This window comes from Neisseria sp. S1 (assembly GCF_048060015.1).
Taxonomy (GTDB): domain Bacteria; phylum Pseudomonadota; class Gammaproteobacteria; order Burkholderiales; family Neisseriaceae; genus Neisseria; species Neisseria arctica.
The window spans coordinates 1-5714 of record NZ_JBLUPI010000023.1 but is presented as its reverse complement, the minus strand read 5'-3'; the positions used below and the strand labels follow the sequence as shown (position 1 = coordinate 5714).

At 50.4% G+C, this 5714-nt stretch carries 2 tRNA genes and 3 rRNA genes; all 5 read left to right on the top strand.

The window, feature by feature from the left end:
* Positions 1 to 15: 15 nt before the first annotated feature.
* The 5 genes from ACEPPX_RS11390 to rrf all read left to right on the top strand — a co-directional run bounded on the left by ACEPPX_RS11390 (position 16) and on the right by rrf (position 5458).
* Positions 16 to 1556: ribosomal RNA gene (locus tag ACEPPX_RS11390) — 16S ribosomal RNA — on the top strand.
* Positions 1557 to 1637: 81 nt separating this feature from the next.
* Positions 1638 to 1714, top strand: a tRNA-Ile gene (locus ACEPPX_RS11385).
* Between the two features lie 64 nt (positions 1715 to 1778).
* Positions 1779 to 1854, top strand: a tRNA-Ala gene (locus ACEPPX_RS11380).
* A gap of 466 nt (positions 1855 to 2320) precedes the next feature.
* Positions 2321 to 5211: ribosomal RNA gene (locus ACEPPX_RS11375) — 23S ribosomal RNA — on the top strand.
* A 134-nt stretch (positions 5212 to 5345) separates the two neighbouring features.
* Positions 5346 to 5458 (top strand): 5S ribosomal RNA (gene rrf, locus ACEPPX_RS11370).
* The 16S, 23S and 5S rRNA genes sit together here with 2 tRNA genes alongside, the layout of an rRNA operon.
* The last annotated feature ends 256 nt before the right edge of the window (positions 5459 to 5714 follow it).

The following is a 5714-nucleotide window of genomic DNA, read 5'->3' as shown; positions in this document are numbered from 1 at the left end:
AAAAAGTTAGAGATTGAACATAAGAGTTTGATCCTGGCTCAGATTGAACGCTGGCGGCATGCTTTACACATGCAAGTCGAACGGCAGCACGAAAGAGCTTGCTCTTTTGGTGGCGAGTGGCGAACGGGTGAGTAATACATTGGAACGTACCGAGTAATGGGGGATAACTGTCCGAAAGGATGGCTAATACCGCATACGCTCTGAGGAGGAAAGCGGGGGACCTTCGGGCCTCGCGTTATTCGAGCGGCCAATGTCTGATTAGCTAGTTGGTGGGGTAAAGGCCTACCAAGGCGACGATCAGTAGTGGGTCTGAGAGGATGATCCGCCACACTGGGACTGAGACACGGCCCAGACTCCTACGGGAGGCAGCAGTGGGGAATTTTGGACAATGGGCGAAAGCCTGATCCAGCCATGCCGCGTGTCTGAAGAAGGCCTTCGGGTTGTAAAGGACTTTTGTCAGGGAAGAAAGGGTTTGGGTTAATACCCTGAGCTTATGACGGTACCTGAAGAATAAGCACCGGCTAACTACGTGCCAGCAGCCGCGGTAATACGTAGGGTGCGAGCGTTAATCGGAATTACTGGGCGTAAAGCGAGCGCAGACGGTTACTTAAGCAAGATGTGAAAGCCCCGGGCTCAACCTGGGAACTGCGTTTTGAACTGGGTGACTAGAGTGTGTCAGAGGGGGGTAGAATTCCACGTGTAGCAGTGAAATGCGTAGAGATGTGGAGGAATACCGATGGCGAAGGCAGCCCCCTGGGATAACACTGACGTTCATGCTCGAAAGCGTGGGTAGCAAACAGGATTAGATACCCTGGTAGTCCACGCCCTAAACGATGTCAATTAGCTGTTGGGGTACTTGATACCTTAGTAGCGTAGCTAACGCGTGAAATTGACCGCCTGGGGAGTACGGTCGCAAGATTAAAACTCAAAGGAATTGACGGGGACCCGCACAAGCGGTGGATGATGTGGATTAATTCGATGCAACGCGAAGAACCTTACCTGGTCTTGACATGTACGGAACCCTCCAGAGACGGAGGGGTGCCTTCGGGAGCCGTAACACAGGTGCTGCATGGCTGTCGTCAGCTCGTGTCGTGAGATGTTGGGTTAAGTCCCGCAACGAGCGCAACCCTTGTCATTAGTTGCCATCATTTAGTTGGGCACTCTAATGAGACTGCCGGTGACAAGCCGGAGGAAGGTGGGGATGACGTCAAGTCCTCATGGCCCTTATGACCAGGGCTTCACACGTCATACAATGGTCGGTACAGAGGGTAGCCAAGCCGCGAGGCGGAGCCAATCCCAGAAAACCGATCGTAGTCCGGATTGCACTCTGCAACTCGAGTGCATGAAGTCGGAATCGCTAGTAATCGCAGGTCAGCATACTGCGGTGAATACGTTCCCGGGTCTTGTACACACCGCCCGTCACACCATGGGAGTGGGGGATACCAGAATTGGGTAGGGTAACCTTCGGGAGCCCGCTTAACACGGTATGCTTCATGACTGGGGTGAAGTCGTAACAAGGTAGCCGTAGGGGAACCTGCGGCTGGATCACCTCCTTTCTAGAGAAGAAGAGGTTTAAGGCATTCACACTTATCGGTAAGCTGTGGAATTAGAGATGCAAAGGAAGTAAACAAGGCCTTGGGTTTGTAGCTCAGCTGGTTAGAGCACACGCTTGATAAGCGTGGGGTCGGAGGTTCAAGTCCTCCCAGACCCACCAAACGCATGAAGCAGAAGAGTCCGGTAGCGGATTTGGAAAGCGAAGGGCCAGGATACCCGATACTGGGGGCATAGCTCAGTTGGTAGAGCACCTGCTTTGCAAGCAGGGGGTCATCGGTTCGATCCCGTTTGCCTCCACCATACTTTGCAAATCAAAGCGAAAGAAAGTTGAAGTGAAGAAGCGCGAAAAAGCTTCTTTTTAGTTGACTTTCAGAAGTTGGCTGTTATAATGGCCAGCTCATTTTGATTTGCGAAGTAAGCCAGCGGCTGGCATATGTTGTATTGCATATGTAAGAAGTTGCTTGGAAAGCGCATCGATCTTTAACAAATTGGAAAGCCGAAATCAACAAACAAAGACAATGTTGGTCGGATTGGGAAAGAAGCGGTTGCAACTGCTTTCTTTCAAACTTTAAAGAAAAGCCTTGCTGAGTATTTAATAAGCAATTCGATCACAGTATTTGGGTGATGATTGTATCAACCGGTCCTGAAAAACAAAAGGCAGGATCGGTACACAACAAGCAGTAAGCTTTATCAAAGTAAGTGCCTTAAGCCGGATTGCCTAGTCAACGGGATGAAGGCGAAGTCAAAAAGGTTCTTGAAATGATAGAGTCAAGTGAATAAGTGCATCAGGTGGATGCCTTGGCGATGATAGGCGACGAAGGACGTGTAAGCCTGCGAAAAGCGTGGGGGAGCTGGCAATAAAGCTATGATCCCGCGATGTCCGAATGGGGAAACCCACTCAGCTTGCTGAGTATCCTTATCTGAATACATAGGATAAGCGAAGCGAACCCGGAGAACTGAACCATCTAAGTACCCGGAGGAAAAGAAATCAACCGAGATTCCGTAAGTAGTGGCGAGCGAACACGGAGGAGCCTGTATATGATAATTGTTGCGATAGAAGAACAAGCTGGGAAGCTTGGCCATAGTGGGTGATAGCCCCGTATTCGAAATTGCAATGATGGTACTAGGTATACGACAAGTAGGGCGGGACACGTGAAATCCTGTCTGAATATGGGGGGACCATCCTCCAAGGCTAAATACTCATCATCGACCGATAGTGAACCAGTACCGTGAGGGAAAGGCGAAAAGAACCCCGGGAGGGGAGTGAAATAGAACCTGAAACCTGATGCATACAAACAGTGGGAGCGGACTTGTTCCGTGACTGCGTACCTTTTGTATAATGGGTCAACGACTTACATTCAGTAGCGAGCTTAACCGGATAGGGGAGGCGTAGGGAAACCGAGTCTTAATAGGGCGATGAGTTGCTGGGTGTAGACCCGAAACCGAGTGATCTATCCATGGCCAGGATGAAGGTGCCGTAACAGGTACTGGAGGTCCGAACCCACGCATGTTGCAAAATGCGGGGATGAGCTGTGGATAGGGGTGAAAGGCTAAACAAACTCGGAGATAGCTGGTTCTCCCCGAAAACTATTTAGGTAGTGCCTCGAGTAAGAGACTGATGGGGGTAAAGCACTGTTATGGCTAGGGGGTTATTGCAACTTACCAACCCATGGCAAACTAAGAATACCATCAAGTTGTTCCTCGGGAGACAGACAGCGGGTGCTAACGTCCGTTGTCAAAAGGGAAACAACCCAGACCGCCAGCTAAGGTCCCAAATGATAGATTAAGTGGTAAACGAAGTGGGAAGGCCCAGACAGCCAGGATGTTGGCTTAGAAGCAGCCATCATTTAAAGAAAGCGTAATAGCTCACTGGTCGAGTCGTCCTGCGCGGAAGATGTAACGGGGCTCAAATCTATAACCGAAGCTGCGGATGCTAATTTATTAGCATGGTAGGGGAGCGTTCTGTAGGCCGAAGAAGGTAACTTGAAAAGGTTGCTGGAGGTATCAGAAGTGCGAATGTTGACATGAGTAGCGATAAAGCGGGTGAAAAGCCCGCTCGCCGAAAACCCAAGGTTTCCTACGCAACGTTCATCGGCGTAGGGTGAGTCGGCCCCTAAGGCGAGGCAGAAATGCGTAGTCGATGGGAAACGGGTTAATATTCCCGTACTTTGATTTAGTGCGATGTGGGGACGGAGAAGGTTATGTCAGCGGCCTGTTGGAATAGGTCGTTCAAGCCGGTAGGTGGAAAGTTTAGGCAAATCCGGACTTTCATAACACCGAGAAGTGATAACGAGACTCTACGGAGTTGAAGTGACAGATACCACGCTTCCAGGAAAAGCCACTAAGCTTCAGCTAAATCAGAACCGTACCGCAAACCGACACAGGTGGGTAGGATGAGAATTCTAAGGCGCTTGAGAGAACTCAGGAGAAGGAACTCGGCAAATTGATACCGTAACTTCGGGAGAAGGTATGCCCTCTAATGTGAAGCACTTGCTGCGTAAGCATCGGAGGGTCGCAGAGAATAGGTGGCTGCGACTGTTTATTAAAAACACAGCACTCTGCTAACACGAAAGTGGACGTATAGGGTGTGACGCCTGCCCGGTGCTGGAAGGTTAATTGAAGATGTGCAAGCATCGGATCGAAGCCCCAGTAAACGGCGGCCGTAACTATAACGGTCCTAAGGTAGCGAAATTCCTTGTCGGGTAAGTTCCGACCCGCACGAATGGCGTAACGATGGCCACACTGTCTCCTCCTGAGACTCAGCGAAGTTGAAATGGTTGTGAAGATGCAATCTCCCCGCTGCTAGACGGAAAGACCCCGTGAACCTTTACTGTAGCTTTGCATTGGACTTTGAAGGCACTTGTGTAGGATAGGTGGGAGGCTTTGAAGCAGAGACGCCAGTTTCTGTGGAGCCGTCCTTGAAATACCACCCTGGTGTCTTTGAGGTTCTAACCCAGACCCGTTATCCGGGTCGGGGACCGTGCATGGTAGGCAGTTTGACTGGGGCGGTCTCCTCCCAAAGAGTAACGGAGGAGTTCGAAGGTTACCTAGGTCCGGTCGGAAATCGGACTGATAGTGCAATGGCAAAAGGTAGCTTAACTGCGAGACCGACAAGTCGAGCAGGTGCGAAAGCAGGACATAGTGATCCGGTGGTTCTGTATGGAAGGGCCATCGCTCAACGGATAAAAGGTACTCCGGGGATAACAGGCTGATTCCGCCCAAGAGTTCATATCGACGGCGGAGTTTGGCACCTCGATGTCGGCTCATCACATCCTGGGGCTGTAGTCGGTCCCAAGGGTATGGCTGTTCGCCATTTAAAGTGGTACGTGAGCTGGGTTTAAAACGTCGTGAGACAGTTTGGTCCCTATCTGCAGTGGGCGTTGGAAGTTTGACGGGGGCTGCTCCTAGTACGAGAGGACCGGAGTGGACGAACCTCTGGTGTACCGGTTGTCACGCCAGTGGCATAGCCGGGTAGCTAAGTTCGGAAGAGATAAACGCTGAAAGCATCTAAGCGTGAAACTCGCCTGAAGATGAGACTTCCCTGGTGGTTTAACCACCCTAAAGAGTCGTTCGAGACCAGGACGTTGATAGGTCGGGTGTGGAAGTGCAGCAATGCATGGAGCTAACCGATACTAATTGCTCGTGAGGCTTGACTCTATCATTTGAAGGGCTTTACCCGAAATGAAAAAGCTTATGTAAGTCTTGATTATAAAGATACCATCACCGTTGATTAAATAATAAATAAGTGGAATAAACCTTCCATAACGGCTTTACCAATTTGACAGTTTAAGTCTGGCGGCCATAGCGAGTTGGTCCCACGCCTTCCCATCCCGAACAGGACCGTGAAACGACTCAGCGCCGATGATAGTGTGGATTCCCATGTGAAAGTAGGTCACTGCCAGACACCCATTCCTAAAAGCCCCGGTAAAGCCGGGGCTTTTAATTTGCTTCTTGAAAAGCAAACTAACAAGTAAACAAACTAAAAAATACTGATTTCTAAAAACAGCCGTACAATCTATGGGGATTGTACGGCTGTTTGGCTTTGCTTCGGTCCCGCATACTTAGCTTTAGCGCAAAACCGTGCGTATCCAGCGGTTGACCCACTGCTGCTGTTTGCGGGTGATGGTGCTGTAACCGGGTGTACTGTGCTCCGGCGGCGG